This window comes from Vibrio sp. 10N.222.55.A1 (genome assembly GCF_041473835.1).
Taxonomy (GTDB): domain Bacteria; phylum Pseudomonadota; class Gammaproteobacteria; order Enterobacterales; family Vibrionaceae; genus Vibrio; species Vibrio crassostreae_C.
Genome location: NZ_JBFRSX010000136.1, coordinates 1 through 572 on the forward strand (window position 1 = coordinate 1; position 572 = coordinate 572).

A 572-nucleotide genomic window follows, 5' to 3' on the forward strand; every position below is an offset into this window, starting at 1 on the left:
TAGAATCACGCTTAAAAGGGGCGATGTAGACCTTCATATTCCTCTATAGTCAGGTATCTACCGTCACGAATCCTCGAAGGTAAGTCTATTGATTTTGTGACAAAGTAACGATGTATGAACAATAGCTGATTCGCATAGCTTTTCTTGGTGTTAAGAGTTTTGTAGTGTTCAAGAAAGGTTGTAAGAAAAGGGCACAGGGGGATGAAATTTTCATCCACAATGCTGATATCACCCCCGCCAGACTGTGTTTTAAAACTAATCACTCGACCTGTTCTATTCATTACAAAAAAATGCCCTTAATAAAAATAAGTAAGTATGGGTTGATTAGTTATAACGTTAAGGATTTTTATTCCAACTATATGAACTGTTAGTTATTTAATCAATGTAGTTTGCTTTACATATTTTTACAAAGAATAATTTGCAGGCTTCTTGATGGTAGAGAAGTTCGGTTATTCGGCGGCCGACGTCACATTGTTGTTCTTGGTTAACTATCTGTTTAACTTCTTGTTTGCGAAGCGCATTGGTCGATTTATCGGTGTGGTTGGCGAGCGTAAAGGGCGTTGTTGATCAAA

1 pseudogene is annotated in these 572 nt (G+C 37.4%); it reads left to right on the forward strand.

Features of this window, described 5'->3' with window-relative positions:
- Window positions 1-417: 417 nt before the first annotated feature.
- Window positions 418-555 (forward strand): annotated as a pseudogene (locus AB4493_RS22120) (MFS transporter); the annotation flags it as partial.
- Between the last annotated feature and the right edge of the window lie 17 nt (window positions 556-572).